The sequence below is a fragment of the Sphingobacterium tabacisoli genome, from assembly GCF_017908035.1.
Taxonomy (GTDB): Bacteria; Bacteroidota; Bacteroidia; order Sphingobacteriales; family Sphingobacteriaceae; genus Sphingobacterium; species Sphingobacterium tabacisoli.
In genome coordinates, this window is the sequence record NZ_JAEQMU010000001.1 from 2,449,953 (window position 1) to 2,468,253 (window position 18,301).

Annotated in this window: 16 protein-coding genes and 1 tRNA gene; 10 read left to right on the top strand and 7 right to left on the bottom strand. The window is 41.8% G+C overall.

Going from position 1 to position 18,301, the window contains the following annotated elements; genetic code table 11:
* Positions 1 to 214 precede the first annotated feature (214 nt).
* The gene (locus tag JKG64_RS10380) at positions 215 to 1,936 is read right to left on the bottom strand and encodes a protein-disulfide reductase DsbD family protein (protein WP_210354192.1); all 1,722 of its coding nucleotides are present in this window, start codon (positions 1,934 to 1,936) and stop codon (positions 215 to 217) included.
* A gap of 125 nt (positions 1,937 to 2,061) precedes the next feature.
* Entirely contained in the window at positions 2,062 to 3,138 is a 1,077-nt protein-coding gene (locus tag JKG64_RS10385; RefSeq protein ID WP_210354193.1) for a PLP-dependent cysteine synthase family protein, read from the bottom strand.
* A gap of 202 nt (positions 3,139 to 3,340) precedes the next feature.
* Here JKG64_RS10385 and JKG64_RS10390 point away from each other — a divergent pair, with 202 nt between their 5' ends.
* Together JKG64_RS10390 and arsC are read left to right on the top strand one after the other, a co-directional pair.
* The gene (locus tag JKG64_RS10390; protein ID WP_133582838.1) at positions 3,341 to 3,799 is read left to right on the top strand and encodes an Lrp/AsnC family transcriptional regulator; all 459 of its coding nucleotides are present in this window, start codon (positions 3,341 to 3,343) and stop codon (positions 3,797 to 3,799) included.
* Positions 3,800 to 3,821: 22 nt separating this feature from the next.
* On the top strand, positions 3,822 to 4,190 hold the full coding sequence (gene arsC, locus JKG64_RS10395; protein ID WP_210354194.1) for an arsenate reductase (glutaredoxin): 369 nt from the start codon (positions 3,822 to 3,824) through the stop codon (positions 4,188 to 4,190).
* A 62-nt stretch (positions 4,191 to 4,252) separates the two neighbouring features.
* On the opposite strand, the gene JKG64_RS10400 is transcribed toward arsC, so the two are convergent.
* On the bottom strand, positions 4,253 to 4,873 hold the full coding sequence (locus tag JKG64_RS10400; protein ID WP_210354195.1) for a hypothetical protein: 621 nt from the start codon (positions 4,871 to 4,873) through the stop codon (positions 4,253 to 4,255).
* A gap of 123 nt (positions 4,874 to 4,996) precedes the next feature.
* Positions 4,997 to 5,494 (bottom strand): hypothetical protein, encoded by a 498-nt coding sequence (locus JKG64_RS10405; RefSeq protein WP_210354196.1) that lies wholly within the window; start codon positions 5,492 to 5,494, stop codon positions 4,997 to 4,999.
* 147 nt (positions 5,495 to 5,641) lie between these two features.
* Here JKG64_RS10405 and JKG64_RS10410 point away from each other — a divergent pair, with 147 nt between their 5' ends.
* The 4 genes from JKG64_RS10410 (at position 5,642) to JKG64_RS10425 (ending at position 12,225) form a co-directional block, all read left to right on the top strand.
* Positions 5,642 to 6,319: a response regulator transcription factor gene (locus JKG64_RS10410; RefSeq protein ID WP_210354197.1), complete on the top strand. Its 678-nt coding sequence runs from the start codon at positions 5,642 to 5,644 to the stop codon at positions 6,317 to 6,319.
* Positions 6,316 to 7,692 carry a sensor histidine kinase gene (locus JKG64_RS10415; protein ID WP_210354198.1) on the top strand — a complete coding sequence of 459 codons (1,377 nt, stop codon included), beginning with the start codon at positions 6,316 to 6,318 and terminating at the stop codon, positions 7,690 to 7,692. Before JKG64_RS10410 ends, JKG64_RS10415 begins: the two co-directional genes overlap by 4 nt.
* A 111-nt stretch (positions 7,693 to 7,803) precedes the next feature.
* A complete protein-coding gene (locus JKG64_RS10420; protein WP_210354199.1) occupies positions 7,804 to 10,851 on the top strand; it encodes a SusC/RagA family TonB-linked outer membrane protein in 3,048 nt (1,015 codons plus the stop codon).
* A 6-nt stretch (positions 10,852 to 10,857) separates the two neighbouring features.
* Positions 10,858 to 12,225 (top strand): RagB/SusD family nutrient uptake outer membrane protein, encoded by a 1,368-nt coding sequence (locus tag JKG64_RS10425; protein ID WP_210354200.1) that lies wholly within the window; start codon positions 10,858 to 10,860, stop codon positions 12,223 to 12,225.
* Positions 12,226 to 12,321: 96 nt separating this feature from the next.
* On the opposite strand, the gene JKG64_RS10430 is transcribed toward JKG64_RS10425, so the two are convergent.
* From JKG64_RS10430 to JKG64_RS10440, 3 genes are all read right to left on the bottom strand, one after another.
* Positions 12,322 to 12,714, bottom strand: a complete 393-nt coding sequence (locus tag JKG64_RS10430; RefSeq protein ID WP_210354201.1) for a hypothetical protein — start codon at positions 12,712 to 12,714, stop codon at positions 12,322 to 12,324.
* A gap of 50 nt (positions 12,715 to 12,764) precedes the next feature.
* On the bottom strand, positions 12,765 to 13,226 hold the full coding sequence (locus tag JKG64_RS10435) for a GNAT family N-acetyltransferase (RefSeq protein ID WP_210354202.1): 462 nt from the start codon (positions 13,224 to 13,226) through the stop codon (positions 12,765 to 12,767).
* Positions 13,227 to 13,361: 135 nt separating this feature from the next.
* Positions 13,362 to 13,435: transfer RNA gene (locus JKG64_RS10440), tRNA-Pro, on the bottom strand.
* A 318-nt stretch (positions 13,436 to 13,753) separates the two neighbouring features.
* Between JKG64_RS10440 and rplS the strand changes: the two genes are divergently transcribed.
* The 4 genes from rplS (at position 13,754) to JKG64_RS10460 (ending at position 18,259) form a co-directional block, all read left to right on the top strand.
* Positions 13,754 to 14,104 (top strand): 50S ribosomal protein L19, encoded by a 351-nt coding sequence (rplS, locus tag JKG64_RS10445; RefSeq protein ID WP_210354203.1) that lies wholly within the window; start codon positions 13,754 to 13,756, stop codon positions 14,102 to 14,104.
* Positions 14,105 to 14,274: 170 nt separating this feature from the next.
* Positions 14,275 to 15,378 (top strand): carbohydrate-binding family 9-like protein, encoded by a 1,104-nt coding sequence (locus JKG64_RS10450; RefSeq protein WP_210354204.1) that lies wholly within the window; start codon positions 14,275 to 14,277, stop codon positions 15,376 to 15,378.
* The gene (locus JKG64_RS10455; RefSeq protein WP_210354205.1) at positions 15,368 to 16,444 is read left to right on the top strand and encodes a family 10 glycosylhydrolase; all 1,077 of its coding nucleotides are present in this window, start codon (positions 15,368 to 15,370) and stop codon (positions 16,442 to 16,444) included. The genes JKG64_RS10450 and JKG64_RS10455 overlap by 11 nt, the downstream gene beginning before the upstream one ends.
* Before the next feature lie 198 nt (positions 16,445 to 16,642).
* Positions 16,643 to 18,259, top strand: coding sequence for a CTP synthase (locus tag JKG64_RS10460; RefSeq protein ID WP_210354206.1), 1,617 nt, complete (start codon positions 16,643 to 16,645; stop codon positions 18,257 to 18,259).
* Positions 18,260 to 18,301: the final 42 nt, after the last annotated feature.

An 18,301-nucleotide genomic window follows, 5' to 3' on the forward strand; every position in this document is an offset into this window, starting at 1 on the left:
TTAAGGATTATAATAAACAAACTTAGGGAAATTTGCTTTGAATTACAATACTCATTCAAGCTTCCACAAGCATAATAGATTCACCTTGAGACATCTTACTCTTCCTTTCATTATGCCCCGACCGCAACGAATAAGGCTCTAGATGGATCCATAAAAAAAGTCCCTTTAACATTTTCATGAAAAAGGGACCATATATTAAACAATTAGTAAAGTACTATTTTGCCTTGAATGCATCTATTCCAGATTGTAGGAATGCGCCATACTTCTCGATGTCATAGATTGCACCACTGGTCGGAACCAGCATTTCACCTTCATTGTCCAAGATCGCATATAACGGCTGCGAGTTACTCTGGAACTTGCTGATCTGGAAGTCCGCATTGCGCTTACTTACCGTATTGATCTTCTTACCTGTCTGTTTCGAAACATAGTGCTCACTTTCCGGAAGATCCAAGACCTTATCATCCACGTAAAGCTCTACAAGGATAAACTCGTTGTTCAGCATCGCCCGGATTTTTGGACTGCTCCATACCTCCGCTTCCATCTTACGACAGTTGACACAGTTCCAGCCCGTAAAATCGACCAATAATGGTTTCTTCTGCGCTTTAGCTGCTGCCAACGCTTCATCGTAATCGTAGTAAGGGTCCAATCCTTTGATCGTCGACTTGCTATGGAAATAGGTGTAGTGCTTACGGCTGTTGGCATCTGCGCCTCCAGTATGTGCCGCCGGACCACCTCCGCTCAGAGCCAGGTTGTTCAGGTCAAAGTCCTGTGTTCCTATAGGAGGAAGGAATGCCGATATCGCTTTCAACGGCGCTCCCCACAGTCCGGGTACCATATACACCACAAAGGAGAATACCAGAATGGCAATCATCGTACGCGGTATAGAAAGGAACTGTAACGGGCTATCGTGGGAGAACTGGATCTTGCCGATCAGGTACAGTCCCAAAAGTCCGAATATCACGATCCATAGGGCCAGGTATACCTCGCGGTCCAGGAAGTTCCAGTTGTAAGCCAGATCCACATTGGAAAGAAACTTAAGCGCTAGCGCCAGCTCCAGGAATCCCAATACGACCTTCACGCTATTCAACCAACCACCCGATTTAGGCATAGATTTCAACATCGATGGGAACATCGCGAACAGGACAAAAGGGACAGCCAGGGCAATGGAAAAGCCCAGCATACCTATTGCAGGTCCAAGACGCTCACCTCTTGTAGCCGCTTCTACCAATAACGTACCGATGATCGGTCCTGTACAGGAGAATGAAACCACCGCCAGACTGGCCGACATAAAGAACAGACCGATCAATCCGCCCTTGTCCGATTGTGCATCGATCTTGTTGACAAATGAACTCGGAAGGGTTATCTCGAATGCACCAAGGAATGATGCCGCGAAAACCACCAAAAGTAGGAAGAAGAAGAAGTTGAAGATACCGTTTGTAGACAGTTCGTTCAGCGCTTCAGGTCCAAAGGCAATGGTAATCAACATACCCAATGCGACATAGATCACAATGATAAAGACACCATATAGAAAGGCCTGTGATATCGCTTTGGAGCGCGTTCCTGATTTCTTGGTAAAGAAACTCACCGTGAGCGGTACCATTGGAAAGATACAGGGCATAAAGAATGCCGCAAAACCACCCAGAAGACCGGCGATAAAGATACCCCACATCGACTTATCATCTGCAGTGGCACCATCAGTAGTTACAGCTGCCGTAGCATCTACGGTCGAAGTGCTGTCGACCTGTGCACTACCGGTATCCTGTCCATCAGAGAAAACCAGGTCATCAGGTACTTCCCCTCCCTGGGTGCTGTCTGTGACGCTACCATCTGTAAATGTAAGACCAGATACATCAGATAGGCTATCAGCCTCTTGGCCAATAGCTACACCTGAGAACATCAGTAACAGGATTGAAAAAACATATAATAATGCTTTCATAATTTTAGTTTAAAGAGATTAGTTTTTGTTAAACCAATTTAAGTGAGGTCCGCCAGGATCCGAAAATCCCGGCTTACCACACAAACACAAACAACACCTAAATAAATTTAGGCTGAAACAAGTCTTTATCGTACGCTTGATCCGAACAAAGATTTTTCCAGGCGCGCTATAGGCTGGAAACCTGTGAAATCTAAATCTGTAGAGATATATCCTTCTTTCACCGGTTGCTCTTTAACAAGATCCGTACTTAAGTATTTTTTATTATCGTCACATAGAAGCGTTACTACAACAGCATCGTCGCCTAACTCTTCCTTCAATTTAATAGCTCCAATTACGTTAGCACCAGAAGAGATACCCACAGCCAAACCTAATTGACCTGCCAATTTCTGAGCCATGATAATAGAATCACCATCGGAAGCACAAACAACAGAATCCAATTCTTCCAACTTAACGATTGCAGGAATGAACTCATCAGAGATACCTTGAATACGGTGTGCCCCTACTTTATAACCCGTAGTAAGCGTAGGACTTTCCTGAGGCTCTAACGGATGAATGCGAACTGCAGGATTATAATTTCTCAATTGTTTACCCACGCCCATTACGGTACCACCAGTACCCACACCAGCAACAAATGCATCAGCAATCAGTCCTTTACTAGCCAATTGTAATGCAATTTCCTTACCTGTAGTCAGCTCATGTGCTTCGGCATTATATTCATTTTCAAATTGTCTCGGCAAGAATACACCACCTTGTGCAGCAAGCTCTTCACTAAGACGGATACTTCCCAAGAAACCACCTTCCTCTTTACTAATCAATTGAATTTCCGCACCCATACTTTTAATAATATCGATACGCTCTTTACTCAACCAATTTGGCATAATGATTTTCACTTCATGACCCAACGCTTTACCGATAGCTGAGAAAGCAATCCCCGTGTTTCCACTAGTCGCTTCGACAATCATATCTTCAGGTTTGATCTGACAATTCGAATATGCTTTATAAAGAATATACAATGCCATACGATCTTTGATACTACCTGTAAGATTGTAGTTTTCGCATTTTACATAAATCTTTCCCGGTTTACCTTTGTACACGTACTGCAATTCTAGCATAGGTGTATTTCCAACCAAACACCACAAATGCTGAAAGCGACTATCCAACTCTGGAGATAAACATTTGCTAAAAGTAGTTTCCTCTATCATTATTTATTTAATAAATTATATTTTTAGAAATTTTTCGAATATAATATGGTCTTCATACTAAACTGCACAAAATTCTAACAAAACAAAATAATATTCAACACAACGGTAATAATTCAATAATTTTTATCGAACCACCAAACAAAACCAATAAAAAATACAGATTAAAATAGTAATTTAGCGGCGTCACCAAAAAAAATACGTTATGGAACTGGATCAAACAGACAGGAAGCTATTAAAACTATTACAAGAGGATGCTACCCTCAGTAACAAAGAGCTCTCATTAAAACTGCACAAATCCATAGCCGCGGTTCACGAACGCGTCAAAAAGCTAAAAGCTGCAGGCTATATTCGCAAAACAGTAGCAATACTAGATCGTCATAAAATAGGAATTGGATTAATTTCCTTCTCTCAAGTATTCCTCAAAGCACACACTTATGAGGTCCTCAATGAATTTGAACGCGAAGTTGCCAAATTCCCCGAAGTTATGGAATGCTATCAAATGGCCGGGTCTTACGACTTTATGCTCCGCATAGCGACAAAAGACATGGATGCCTACCATTTATTTTTAAGACATAAACTGGCCGTTCTCCCTCATGTCAGTACAGTTCAAACGTATTTTGTACTATCGGAAACCAAAAGTGAAACAGCCTATTCTTTTTAGATAGCCCTATAAGACAGTTCAAATGAAGACAGACTGCACCGTTAAAATATACCACAACACAAACTGCAGCAAGAGTTGCGCCGCACTAGAACTCCTCCTAAAAAACGGGAACACTCCAAAAGTAATCCACTATCTGGAAGAAATACCGAATAAAGAAGAGCTCCATCGGGTATTACAATTGCTCCAGTTGAAACCACTAGACCTCATCCGTACAAAAGAGCCTTTATTTCAGGCGAATTACTCCCACCTCACCTTATCCGATGAGGAATGGCTTGATATACTACTGAAACACCCCATACTGCTAGAACGTCCCATAATAATCAAGGGAGACAAAGCCGTAATCGGCCGTCCTATAGAACGGATTTTTGAAATTATCGACCACAACGACTAAACAAAAAAAGAGGGAGCTCACAAGAGCTCCCCCACAACTAGAACAGTATAAATCAATAAACCTTAGTTTTTCTTGAATTCAATCAAACTTCCATCGGCATTAAAGTAGCCCGAGTATTGTCCACGCGTACCTTGCACACCTGTCATCCACTGCCCTTTCTGATGCATTACATTTAAATTGTAGTAAATGTGACCGTCGATTTTAGCGCCTTCAACTTCCTTCGACTGCGCCTCTAGTTGCTTATAAATATCCGCAACAGTCTCAAACTTAAGCGTACTTAATGCAAACACATTTGCAGACATATCTCCATCCCCCGAAATCTGAACAGCCTGGGGCTCCTGCCATTTTCCTCCCTGGAATAAATAATCGTCGATATTTTCTGGCTTTTCTGGATCTTGAACAGCCAATTGTATACGACCATCCTCATAGAAGTGGATATTTTGGAACACCTTAACATCTTTTCCTTTAAACTTAGGCATATCTTTCAATTCAGCCTCTGCTTTTTTTAACGCATCGCGATTTGTCAAGAAATTTCCTGCTTGCTCCGCATCACCTGATGCTGCTCCGCTCTTTCCTGTCTCTTCTGTAGTTTGTGTGTTGTTCTCTGTTTTTTTGTTATTTTCCCCACAAGCGGCAAAAAGCATAGCGGAAAGAACTGCGATTGTCAATAGTTGTTTTTTCATTTCTCTATATTTTTAGTTTTAAACTTTTATTATTTCCATCGTTGGATTACAAAAGCAAAACTAAGGAGACAACGCAAGGAAAAGAATCCCCGAAACCAGTGGTTTTATCCAAATCGTACTGCTTTAAACGAAGAGTCGTCTATATTTCTCAGCCAATCCACCTCCCGCCAGTGCTTGCATGAACATCAAAAAACTATCCGCAACCCACTCTACCTCTTCATATTCGGGCTCTTCACCAAAGTATATCTTCCCCCAATTCTTTTCACTAACACCAATAGAAAAATGGCTATACCCATCTTCGACAGACAATATAAAGGGAACATGACTATCCCAAAAATAACGCACTTGCTGTTGAAGATAATCATCTCCCTCAACAGCTTCCATGGATTGCCGTTCGAATTCGTCCCATCTAAATGCTCCCTTTCCTTCTTCGTTAAAATCTTCTATACTATTAAACCATGTCGTATCTGATTTATTAGACAGCAACGAAAAGGACTCTAAAAAATCAAGATACTCGGCAGGGACCCTTGGATATCGGTTTAAAAATTGCTCCGATAGACCAACTGTCGGAACAGTTTTTGCAATATAATTGGGAAAAAGATGTAAATAATCCTGTATCATAAAAATGAAATTTAAAGCATTAAAAATAGCTTAAGAAGCTTAAAAAAACGAACAAAGGTTATCGATACGCATTAGATTTTTCTAATGTTGAGCGCTTTCTAACAAATAAAAAGCAATTTCGCAATCGGAAACAGCACACGCATCGCTATGAATATACTTTTGGTTGAAGACGAAATTCGGGTTGCCGAATTTATAAAAAAAGGGCTACACGAAGCGGGCCATCATGTACAGGTGGCTTATGACGGAGCTACCGGCCTAAAATTAGCCTTAGAACAAGAGTTTGACTTACTTATTCTGGATGGCATACTCCCCCATTTGAACGGAACTGAAATCTGTAAACATGTACGCAGGCTCAAGACAGATGTTCCTATTTTGATGCTAACCGCTCTTAGCACCATCCAAGATAAGATTGAGGGTTTCAATTGCGGAGCTGACGATTATCTAACCAAGCCTTTTCATTTTGATGAACTCCTGGTTCGGATCAAAGCATTATCCCGTCGGGGTACATACCATACAAACAGTATACAATACCAGGCTGATGATCTAATCATGGATTGCTTTTCAAAAACTGTCCAGCGTGGCGGGAAAGAAATCACATTAACTGTAAAAGAATACGCCCTCCTAGAATATCTATTGGTCAACAAAAACCGTGTCATGTCGCGCGCGCAGATCGCCGAAGCTGTTTGGGGTATCGGTTTCAATAGAGGGACCAATCTGATAGATGTCTACGTAAACTATTTGCGCGCTAAAGTGGACAAAGGGTTTGATGCTCCCCTAATACATACAGTGGTAGGTATGGGCTATATTCTTAAAGATAAAATATGAAGACAAAAACTCGATTGATTTTACAATTCAGCCTGCTTTTCGCTTCGCTCCTTCTTGCTGTAATGGTAACCATATATTTCTTGGTATCCAAAGAGATTGACCGTAGCTTTCACAAGCGACTCGAGGATAGAGCTTACATAGTAGGACACAACTACCTGGCAAGAGACAACTTTTCAAAAGAAGAGTACCAGGAGGTGCTTCATAAATTCCCAAGAACACTTCCCACGGAACAAATCCGGATTTACGACACCAATTACAACTCTATGTTTATAGAGGAAAAAGGCATAAGTTGGGACAAAGAAACCATAGATCGTATCATTGCACAAAAAACAGTTTTTTTTGAACGCGACAACATCCCCTCAATCGGCATACTCTACAAAGACAATTCCGGTGACTTTGTGATCATTGCCTCTGCCCAAAACTTATACGGCGAGCAATCACTTCAGGAGCTGCGCTATGCCATGATCATCAGCTTTGTGTTAGCAATAGTGCTAACCGTACTATTAGGCCGTGTGTTTGCAAACTGGATACTTTCTGCTATACGCGATGTCATTGTACACATGAAGCGAATAGAGGCCAACAACCTACACGAACGCCTCCCACTGCGCGGCATACGGAATGACGAAATCGAACAGCTCAAAGAAACCATCAATCAAGTTTTCTCTAGACTACAACAGGCTTTTGAAATGCAACAATCTTTTGTTTCCAACGCCTCACATGAGCTAAAGACGCCCATAGCTGTACTTCTTGGCAATGCCGAAATAACACTACGCCAAGAACGCAATACCGAAGAATATAAGGAAGCATTGACAAACATTGTAAGAGACTGCCAGAAAATGGACAATCTCATCCACAACCTCCTTTCACTGGCACAGGTAGACTACCAAATGGCAAACATAAAACAATTTGCATTTGAGGATTTCTTCTGGGATATGATGGACGATCTTTTACAGCGAAACCCCACTATCAAAGTCGCTATTCACCTTCAGGTGGAGGAAAACCTAGACAACATCCAACTACATGGTAATCCCAAACTCCTAGAAATCGCTATTACCAATCTCATCCATAATGCGGCTAAGTTCTCCGACTTCCAGGAGATATCCATCGCTATCCATGTCAAGGACGGCAACCTATTCATAACAATCGATGACAAAGGCATAGGTATTAGTCAGGAAGACCTACCAAAGATCTTAACCCCTTTCTATCGTGGCAAAAATGCGATAGGACATCTCGGTTCTGGTTTAGGCCTTTCTCTTTCTCAAAAAATCATTCATCTACACAAGGGGACACTATTCATTACTTCACAGATTGGCGAAGGGACAGGAATGGTCATCAAACTACCCTACACAAAAAAGGAGATTAAAAAATTCTAATGCCAAACTAATGCCTCTTTAATAACTATTAAATAAGCTTCTAATACCGCAAACATACCTTTGAACCAATTCGGAAATGGAATCCGAAGAAACTCAAAAGTTAACGTTTTCATGAATTTTAGAAGTTTATTGACTATCTCCCTTCTCTTTGCTTCGGGAATCCCGCTAAGAACCATAGGGCAAGAAAAAAACATCACAGTAACTGTGAAAGATGAAAAGACGAATGAATTAATCCGTGGGGCTACCGTCACTGATGCCACGCATTCGCAATCTTACATCTCCGATCAATCCGGACGGATCTATCTACCAGCCAGCTCATCACTGTCTCGGATAGTAGTCAGCATGTTGGGGTATCAAACAGAACAACTCATTCTTAAAGAAGGGAAATCGGAGTGGACAATATCACTACTATCTCAAGAAAACGACCTATCAGAAGTCGTTGTAACGGGATACACCAAACAGTCCCGCATACATACCACGGGCGCTGTAAGCTCTTTGCCGGCCGAAGGAATAGCACGCATCCCCGTTGCCTCGTTTGATCAATCTTTACAGGGGCAGATCCCCGGACTTTATGTTGCTTCCCCGTCTGGACAACCGGGAGCACCTGGCCGCATTACATTACGTGGAATCGGATCGATACAGGATGAAAACTCGGCTCCTCTTTATATACTGGATGGTGTGCCTATCTCGGCAGGCTCATTCTCCACCTTAAATCCCCAGAGTTTTGAAAATATTACGGTACTCAAGGATGCCGCTGCTACCGCGCAGTACGGCTCCCGGGGTGCCAATGGAGTCATCGTCATCACGTCCAAGAAAGGTAATTCCTGGGAGAATGGAACACCACGTATTTCCTATACAGGACAATTTGGTTATGCCTCAGTCAATAACAGCAAATGGAACATGATGAATACACAGGAGCGCCTTTTATTCGAAGAGCGTCTGCAGGACCATAACTTTCCCGGCTGGGCTCATTCCAGAAACAATCCCAACAAATTGGTAAACGGCACGCTGATACCCAAAACCGAAAAAGACTTTCAGGAGGGCGATGAAAAACTTGCCAGCCTACGAGGTATAGATAATGATTGGAGAAAACTTTTATTGCGCAATGGAACAACAAATGCGCATGATGTCAGCTATTCACTCGGGCGGGAGAACACACAGATATTCTCCTCACTCTCCTACTTTAATCAAGAAGGTGTGTTATACAATTCCGGATTGGAACGGATCAACCTGACCAACAACATCGCACATCAATCTGGCCGACTGTCACTGACATTAAACGTTAATCTTGCAACTACCAAAAGTAAAATCAGTGAATCGGACTTTGATGTCAGCGAGACCAATCCTGTGGCATCCCTTTATTTTGCCCTGCCTTACGAGAATCCGTATGACAAAGATGGCAACCTGACCCCAGGCCCGAACCGCTTCGGAACAAACGCACTATCGATGTACCGAGACGTAGACCGTCGCGAACGTCAGTACAAGAGTGTCGTGACAGGTAACTTCTCATATACAATGACCGAACATCTGAAGCTGACCAGTACCTCTGGAGTAGACTTTCAGCAGATCAATGGCAAGCATATCATCAAACCTGACACTTATTTTGGAGATCTTGTCGAACAAGGGGGACAAGGGTCATACACATCCAACACAAACAACTATTTTAGTCTAGTAAGCAATATCGGCTTTAATTATTCGCGTCGCTGGGACAATCATTTTATAGAAGCAATAGGTTTAGGAGAAATCAACAAACAAAAAATCAGTAGCCAAGGTTTTACAGGCTATGGCCTTGTCCCTGGATTATCCCAAACTCCCGGAGGCATCACTCCCGGCACGGCAGAAAACAATCTTATACCACAGCTATCCGGCGGCCTATCCGAGAATGCATTGGTCTCTCAAATCGGATTGCTCCGTTATTCTAATGGCAACCGTTTTACCATAACCGGAAGCTTGCGTCGTGACGGATCATCCCGCGTGCCTGAATCCAACCGATATAAATATTTTTATGCAGGGGGGGCCAGCTGGAACCTAGGAGAAGAGGAATTTGTAAAAGCAATCCCCGCAATCAGTACATGGCGCTTACGCGCTAGTTACGGTCTGACAGGAAATGCCGCTGGCTTTGCCAGTGACTTTGGCTACCGTCGACTATATGCGGTATCACACTATGCTGGTCAAAATGCATTTGTTCCTGTATCAGCCGGAAACCCGAACTACAACTGGGAAATGAATCGTGTCACCGATATCGGTACAGAAATAGGCTTTCTGAATAATCGTATTACGGCAGAGTTTGACTTCTACAACCGCGTAACAAGCAATCTATTTGTTGACCGTACGCTCTCTATGACATCAGGCTTCGAATCCGTCCCTGATAATATGGGAAAAATCCGTAATCGAGGTGCAGAATTTGGTCTATCAGGAGACCTTATCCGCAAAGACGATTTTTTCATCCGTCTAGGGGTAAATGGTTCTTACAACAGAAACCGTATCTTAAGCCTAGGAGACGAAGAGGAGATCGTTACGGAAGACTACTCCATCCATCGGGTCGGACAACCATTGGGACACTTCTACATGGTGAGATGGGCAGGTGTAGATCCGCAAACCGGTGCTCCACAATACCTCGATGCCGATGGTGAGATCACTTCTACTTTTGACCCAGAGAATGCGGTACTGGTGAAAGGTTCCTTCGATCCGCCTCTAAAAGGAGGATTCACGGCACGCGTAGGCTATAAAGGATTACAGGTAAGTGCGCTATTCACTTATATCAAGGGAATGTACCGGCTTAATACAGGTGAGCTGTACCGCACATCCGCTGATGCCAACTACAGGATCTACAACCAATCCCGTGATATGTTGGATTTCTGGCAACAACCCGGAGATCAATCCAACAATCCCTCCCCGCAATACGAGCGTTTTATGACAGACCGCGAACTACATAGCGCCGACTACATCAAGCTACGCAACCTACAGGTCAACTACAGTATACCAATGGGCAACAAGCTATCGAAATACTGTCGTGAGATCAGTGTATTTGGACAAGGACAAAACCTAGTGACCTGGACAAAATGGAAAGGACAGGATCCGGAAGATGACAACAACTGGTACCAATACGAATATCCATTACCACGCACTTACACCTTAGGCTTACACGTTAAATTTTAAACAGCAATGAACTTATCTAAAATACTAGTTTTTTTAACCGCCACCCTTCTTTTGTTTGCCAGTAGTTCGTGCAATAAGATACTTGATATGCACCCTCAGGACAAACTACAGGACGAAGAGATCTATACCTCTATACGAAACTACGAACAGGCTGTACTGGGTGTATACGCCGAACTACAAACGGAATATAACATTCTAATCGGCAGTATATTCGCCGATGAGGCCAAACTCGCCAACGACAACATGGGAGTCAATGGCTACGCGAGCAATCTGCACCGATGGAATTACGCATCGGACGATGACGTTCTTTTAATGGCCTGGAAGAATGCATATGCCAGTATCTATAAGATCAACCTTCTATTGAACAACAGCGAACGGGTTCAAAGATCCGGTAGCGCAGAAGAAGCTAAATTAAATCATCTCGTAGCGGAACTAAAAGCACTCCGTAGCTTTATTCACTTTGGACTGCACCAGATCTATGGAGACTTTAATCCGGGGGTCGGAAACTATACCGTTCCTTACGTTACGACAGTAGATATACATCAAAAGCCACCGAAGTTACCGACTGCGGAATTTTACACACAAGCCGAACAGGATATCGTAGAAGCACTAGCCTCCGGAACAGGACAATCTGATCTAGGTCGTTTTTCGGATGACGCCATACATGCCTATGCCGCTCGCTTTTATCTCTATCAGAAAAAGTATAAGGAGGCTATTAAGCATGCGACGCCATTAATTACAAAATATAAATTAGCAGAAGGAGCGCATTATGCTACGCTCTGGCAAGACATCCGGAATACAGAAGTCATCCTCGCTTTCAAAAGGAACAACAATAATGAAATCCGTCCCAATACCTTATGGCGCAATTATGGTTCTGGCAAAACATTATTCCATCCTTCGCATAAAATCCTAAACTATCTCGAACAGGAAGAAGGAGAACGCTATGCATTGTTTGAAGAGGACGAGGAAGAAGCCCCTATAGGCAAATACCCTGGCAATACGTATGCCGATAATCTGAATGACGTCAAAGCGTTCCGAGTATCCGAGCTGTATCTAATACTAGCCGAAGCCTATTTCTTTGAAAACAGGCCTACAGAATCTAGTGATATGCTTGCCGCATTACAACAAGCGCGTGGTATAGATAGTCCTACAACAGTAGCAAGTATCGATAACATACTAGGGGAGCGCTTTGCAGAACTCTGCTTCGAAGGACATCGCTATTTTGACTTAAAAAGACTGGGAAGAACTTTGGAACGTGACCCAGAGGACCTAGCCTTAACGACAGACAAAAAACAGCTCCTGCCTACAGATCCGAACTATAGGCTACCTATTCCTTTCAAGGAAACACAAATCAATCCAGACCTTAAGTGGTAGGATTAAGATATAGTTCAACATTTCCCTATATATATATGTTAAGGTATCGCCATCATCTCTGATGTGCGGTACCTATTTTTGGTTGTCAGCCATAGCCTACCGAATAGGACTATTAAATAGCACTCCTATTTTAAGTCTGGAACAAATGAGATATCCTATCGTAACTCCTATTATCGAAGCCAAGATATCTTTATAGTCGAAGACATTGCTTTTAAATACACTTCCTTGAATCAGCTCATACCCAATAAGACCAATTGCTACAAATAAAGCATGCACCTTTAAGGATACTTTCTGATACGAAACATAATAAAAAAGCACGATAATAAGCCCTGCAAAAAAATTGGGGGAAGAGTCCGCAACCCCAAAATCATTAATTTCATTGGAATAAATATACTCCCTATAAATAGATTTAAATAGAATGGCTATGATGGAGAGCAGAATTATTACTAGCCATAAATATTTTGTATCGGAAAAAGGTCTAAACTTCATTGGTAAAGCGAGTTATTTAGTTAAAATCAGTTTTTTTATTTCCTTATTTACTAATCTTTTTGCAAATGTAACTTCATGCCTTCATGCGAAGCCACAAAACCTAATTTTTCATAAAATCGAATGGCATTAGGACGCTTTTTGTCCGAAGTCAATTGCAATACATGGGCACCTTTTGCTTTGACACGCGCAATTGCCCATTGGAAAAATTGCTCCCCCAAACCTTTGCCCCGAAAATCTTTATGAATACGCACGGCTTCAATCTGCGCACGAATGCCACCTTGGTACGTCAAATACTGCAAAAAACTCAGTTGCAATGTCCCAATAATTTGCCCATTTTCATTTTCAACAACGATCAATTCCTGATTCGGGTCTTTGTCAATATTCTGAAAAGCAGTTGTATAAGCTGTTGGCAAAGGATTTTCAAAACGCTCTCTTGCTGCCCCCAATACATCATCCGCTATCATTGCAACAATCATTGCCACATCCTCTAATTTTGCTTTTCTAAAAATCATAAGTTTCTAATTTCTGTTACTTTAAACAACAAGATAAACTTAGGAAATTAAAAAACAAAAAACGGATCGAACCCAAGTTCTCATCCTTTACCCCCGTAAACGAAAAAAGCCCTAACTTTTGTTAGAGCTTTTTTGTCGGGGTGGCAGGATTCGAACCTACGACCTCCACATCCCAAATGTGGCGCGATACCGGGCTACGCTACACCCCGAAAAGGTATCACCTTTAAAGTGATGCAAAGATACATCGTTTTATGATCAAAGCAAGTACTTTTTTACATCAAACAACTAACGACCTGATTTAATGCGAGATATTTTTAAAACAAATACGATTTCAGCCGTAGCAATAAGATATATCAGAAAATTATCAACACACCTATATAATATAATTCTTTTTTTCATACCTTTGCACTCGCTTCGGGAATCGGAGTTAAATATTTTTATAAAAAAACTTTTTTAATCGAAATAAAAGCTGTAATATTGCATTCCGATTTTTACAGGATATAAATCGTTTATAATTACTCAAAATCATGGATTTAGTAAAATTTGTAGAAGAACAAGCGGTAGTAAAGAATGAGATTCCCGCTTTCAAAGCAGGAGACACCATCAGTGTACACTATAAAATTCGCGAAGGAAACAAAGAGCGTGTTCAGGTATACCAAGGTGCAGTTATTCAATTAAACAGCGAAGGTACTAACGCTACTTTTACCGTTCGTAAAATCTCTAACGGTATTGGGGTAGAACGTATTTTCCCTGTAAACTCTCCTAACATTGACAAAATTGAAGTAAACAGCTACGGTAAAGTACGTCGCGCTAAGTTATTCTACTTACGTGGACTTACAGGTAAAGCTGCTCGTATCAGATCTAAACGTATCAAATAGTTTAGACGGACGAAGATACCAAACAAGAAATCAAAAGGGTGTAAACAGCAATGTTACACCCTTTTTCTATACCCCATCTTTCAGTAGCATAAACCTCGCTCTGGAAAATAAAATCTAAATTCCATCTTCCCAAACAGCATAATTATGTATATTCATACAGATTATTGATTATGCTAAAACCTTTTTACACTTTCCTCTTCCTATTTACGACAGGAAGTCTTCACACCTATGCACAACAGAACCTTTCTGAAGCACTACTCATGCAGTCCTTACCTAAAACATATGCCGTCATTAAAACAAAGGAAGCCATAGTCATCGACGGCTTAGCAAATGAAGCTTCATGGGATCTAGCACCTTGGTCAGACAAATTTGTAGATATTGAAGGTGACTTAAAACCCGCTCCCCGTTTTGACACAAAGGTCAAAATGCTATGGGACGAGAACTACCTATACTTATACGCCCGACTGGACGAGCCTCATATCTGGGGGACCTTAACACAACATGATGCTATAATATATCACGACAACGATTTTGAAGTCTTCCTAAAGCCCTCCGATCGCCAGTCACTATATTACGAAATCGAAATCAACGCACTAAACACCATCATGGATCTGATGATGGCAAAAGCCTACAGAATAGGTGGCGAAGCTATTATGCATTGGGATGTTAAAAATCTAAAATCAGCAGTACATATAGAGGGCACTCTCAATAACCCGACCGATGTAGACAGTTATTGGAGCATAGAGATGGCTATTCCTTTTGCGTCCTTGGGCACCTTTGGAAAAGCCCCTACTCCACGGGTAAATGATTTTTGGCAAATCAATTTTTCACGGGTGCAATGGCAACATGTTATAGAGAACGGAGAATACAAACGAAAAAAAGAAAACGGAAAGTTACTCGCAGAAGACAACTGGGTATGGTCACCAATCGGCGTCATTAACATGCACTATCCTGAGCGATGGGGATATATCCAATTTGTAGAGCAAATAGATAAAGAAAGCTACCCGAAGTCGCAAACAATTAAGCAAGCTGCCTGGAACATATTCTATCTTCAACAGTTGTACTTTACAGAAAACAGCCACAGATACAGCAATAGATTGGAAGCACTTCCAGGGTTTGAAAAAGTCCTAAAACATAACATATCCGGACTCCGCCACAGAATCACGACAAATAAAGACAAAACATTCTATAAATCTGAATTATTAGACCCCGCCAACCACCTTAAAGTCACTATTGACAATTTTGGCAATTATACGATATCTTATGAACAGTAGAAGAAACTTCATTAAAGCTGCTAGCGTAGGTTTAGCCGCACTACAGCTTAGCCCAACTATTTTGCAGGCTCAACCGCTCCCCCCCCCTTTATTATTTGATTTTTGGCTATGGGCCCGTCCCAATGACTCGGAGTCGGAAGCGGTACTAAAGAAACGTTACCAAAGCTATAAAGATGCTGGCGTGCGCGGGATATTTTTCGAAAACTATAGTGTCAAACATTTTCAATTGGCAAAACAATATGGTCTCGAGACACACCGATGGATGTGGACCATGAATCGCGGAGAGAAGGAGCTTTTAGAAAAGCATCCTGAATATTATGCCGTCAGTAGATCGGGCAAATCCTGCGCCACAAACCCTCCTTACGTAAACTATTACAGATTTCTTTGCCCCTCACATCCTGATGTACCGAAATACCTCGAAGAAAAGGCCAGAGAACAACTGGAGAAAGAAGATGTCGACGGCTTACATCTCGACTATATTCGCTATCCAGACGTAACACTTCCTGTTAACCTCTGGCAAAACTACAGTCTAGACCAGTCAACAGAATTGGCTGACTATGATTTTTGCTATAGTAAATTCAGTAAAGAGGCTTATTTGAAAGAGACAGGTATCCATATAGATCAGGTCGACCGTCCCGACCAAAGCCCGTCTTGGCGCTCCTTCCGATACCGTCAAATCAACAAAATAGTCAACAGAATCTGTGAGGCCGCCAAAGACTATCAAAAACCTGTTACCGCCGCTGTATTTCCGACCCCAGATCTCGCCCGTCGTATTGTGCGTCAAGACTGGACCAACTGGAATCTCTCCGGTGTCTTTCCAATGATCTATCATGGCTTCTACAAAGAACCCATACATTGGATCGGTACTGCTGTTGCAGAAGGTGTACAGGGGCTGCATGGCAAATTTCCGTTGTACGCAGGTCTGTACCTGCCCGACTTCAAAAACCTAAATGAACTAAAAGAAGCAATCTCACTTGCTAAATCAAATGGGGCTGCGGGCGTTTCTCTTTTTGGGGAGACCGAATTTGACCAACAGACTATTGCATTGTTACAATCTATCCGTTAGATTGTTTTTCTATTTCTATGCGCCGGCTCAAGGCTGGCGCACTACTACTTTCGGATGCATTCTACAGGAAATAAATTTCAACATTATTTTTTTAATCGCATCAATCCCGAAAAATATAGTATCTTTGTACCCCGTACATAAGGCAGATATTTGGATATAAAATCCAATCATCTTTAGTAGAAAATTCCATTAATTGCTATGACTAAATACATCTTTGTTACGGGCGGCGTAACCTCGTCGTTAGGGAAAGGTATTATTGCAGCTTCCCTTGCTAAACTTTTACAAGCACGTGGCTTTAAAGTTACTATTCAAAAGTTTGACCCCTACATCAACATCGATCCAGGAACACTCAATCCCTACGAACATGGCGAATGCTATGTGACAGAGGATGGAGCTGAGACAGACTTGGACTTAGGTCATTATGAGCGTTTTTTAAATGTGCCTACCTCTCAGGCCAACAATGTGACGACTGGTCGTATCTACAAACATGTCATTGAAAAAGAAAGAGAAGGCGCTTACCTTGGCAAGACTGTTCAGGTCATCCCACATATTACTGACGAGATAAAACGTCGCATGCAACTTTTGGGACAAGGGGGTGAATACGATATCATCATCACCGAGCTTGGAGGAACAGTAGGCGACATAGAATCCCTTCCTTTTATCGAGGCAGTACGTCAACTACGTTGGGAATTAGGCAACAATGATTCCCTAGTTATACACCTGACACTGGTACCTTACCTTGCAGCTGCAGGCGAACTAAAAACAAAACCAACACAGCATTCTGTTAAGACCTTATTGGAATATGGGGTACAACCTGATATTTTAGTATGTCGTACAGAGCATAAACTGACTCAGGAGATCCGTAAAAAGCTCGCTTTATTCTGTAATGTAAACATCAATGCAGTCGTGGAGTCTATCGACGCTCCTACCATTTACGATGTTCCATTATTAATGTTGAAAGAGCAGTTGGACAAAACAGTCTTAACTAAACTTAAGCTTTCAACCAAAAACGAACCAAATCTAGATAACTGGAAAACCTTCCTAGGTCGTCTCAAGAACCCTACGACAGAAGTTAACATTGGTTTGGTTGGAAAATATGTAGAGCTACCAGATGCTTACAAGTCGATTGTAGAAGGCTTTATCCACGCTGGATCAGCAAATGAAACAAAAGTAAAAGTTAGCTTCATCGCTGCGGAAAGTATTTCTCCTGAGAATGTTGCTGATAAACTAAAAGGTCTAGATGGCGTTTTAGTTGCACCGGGTTTTGGTGAACGTGGTCTAGAAGGCAAATTGAATACCATTAAATATGTCCGTGAAAACAAAATCCCTTTCTTCGGTATATGTTTGGGTATGCAATGTGCTGTTATTGAATTTGGACGAAATGTACTGGGCTTGAATGGTGCAAACAGTTTTGAGATGGATGAAAACACCCCTCACCCTGTTATCAACCTTATGGAAGAACAGAAAAACATCACTAACATGGGCGGAACAATGCGTCTAGGAGCTTATGATTGTGATATCAAAAAAGGAACAAAAGCTTTTGCTATTTACGGAAAAACAAAAATTTCAGAACGTCACCGTCACCGCTACGAATTCAACAATGCTTATTTGAAAGATTACGAAAAAGCAGGTATGATAGCTTCGGGATTCAATCCAGAAACTGGTCTAGTAGAGATTGTGGAGTTAAAAGACCACCCATTCTTCGTAGCAGGACAGTTTCATCCAGAATTAAAGTCAACTGTTGCGAATCCTCACCCACTTTTTGTTAGCTTTGTAGCCGCTTCTTTGGCAAATAAGAAAGTGGTTGCTAAGTAAACCTCTTTATTCTATTGACAAATAGTGGATGTAAATAATAAA

Bases quoted from the DNA above. Each gene is read 5' to 3' on its own strand.
- JKG64_RS10460 (WP_210354206.1), top strand. From the start codon at position 16,643: ATGACTAAATACATCTTTGTTACGGGCGGCGTAACCTCGTCGTTAGGG.
- JKG64_RS10420 (WP_210354199.1), top strand. From the start codon at position 7,804: ATGAATTTTAGAAGTTTATTGACTATCTCCCTTCTCTTTGCTTCGGGA.
- JKG64_RS10400 (WP_210354195.1), bottom strand. From the start codon at position 4,873: ATGAAAAAACAACTATTGACAATCGCAGTTCTTTCCGCTATGCTTTTT.
- JKG64_RS10455 (WP_210354205.1), top strand. From the start codon at position 15,368: ATGAACAGTAGAAGAAACTTCATTAAAGCTGCTAGCGTAGGTTTAGCC.
- JKG64_RS10410 (WP_210354197.1), top strand. From the start codon at position 5,642: ATGAATATACTTTTGGTTGAAGACGAAATTCGGGTTGCCGAATTTATA.
- arsC (WP_210354194.1), top strand. From the start codon at position 3,822: ATGAAGACAGACTGCACCGTTAAAATATACCACAACACAAACTGCAGC.
- JKG64_RS10450 (WP_210354204.1), top strand. From the start codon at position 14,275: ATGCTAAAACCTTTTTACACTTTCCTCTTCCTATTTACGACAGGAAGT.
- JKG64_RS10385 (WP_210354193.1), bottom strand. From the start codon at position 3,138: ATGATAGAGGAAACTACTTTTAGCAAATGTTTATCTCCAGAGTTGGAT.
- JKG64_RS10380 (WP_210354192.1), bottom strand. From the start codon at position 1,936: ATGAAAGCATTATTATATGTTTTTTCAATCCTGTTACTGATGTTCTCA.
- JKG64_RS10405 (WP_210354196.1), bottom strand. From the start codon at position 5,494: ATGATACAGGATTATTTACATCTTTTTCCCAATTATATTGCAAAAACT.
- JKG64_RS10415 (WP_210354198.1), top strand. From the start codon at position 6,316: ATGAAGACAAAAACTCGATTGATTTTACAATTCAGCCTGCTTTTCGCT.
- JKG64_RS10430 (WP_210354201.1), bottom strand. From the start codon at position 12,714: ATGAAGTTTAGACCTTTTTCCGATACAAAATATTTATGGCTAGTAATA.
- JKG64_RS10390 (WP_133582838.1), top strand. From the start codon at position 3,341: ATGGAACTGGATCAAACAGACAGGAAGCTATTAAAACTATTACAAGAG.
- rplS (WP_210354203.1), top strand. From the start codon at position 13,754: ATGGATTTAGTAAAATTTGTAGAAGAACAAGCGGTAGTAAAGAATGAG.
- JKG64_RS10425 (WP_210354200.1), top strand. From the start codon at position 10,858: ATGAACTTATCTAAAATACTAGTTTTTTTAACCGCCACCCTTCTTTTG.
- JKG64_RS10435 (WP_210354202.1), bottom strand. From the start codon at position 13,226: ATGATTTTTAGAAAAGCAAAATTAGAGGATGTGGCAATGATTGTTGCA.